Below are 358 nucleotides of genomic sequence, written 5' to 3'. Positions count from 1 at the left end.
AAAATTGTAACGAAGCTGGTTTCCCTGTACCATAGGTAGGGGCAGATAAATTACATCCCGTTAAAACAAAGCACATACCCAAAATACTTGCTGAAAATATTTTTATTTCACGTTTTTTCACTGCTTACCCATTTTCCTAAGTACAAGTTATGGCTGATTAATATTCTGGCGATTCACTGGAGACCAAATCCATGCACACCCCCCCCCAAGATAAACGAACGAAACTTACCATTAACATAAAAAAACATACGCATCAATGACAGAATTCAAATGATAACAATGCTTTTTTAATCTTACACTTTTCCACTCTAATCCAAAACTTTTAAATCTTTCCGAGCATTTGTAACTCCCGCAAAGC

This window comes from Bartonella sp. MR168JLCBS (assembly GCF_042194175.1).
Note: the sequence above shows the minus strand (reverse complement) of the source record.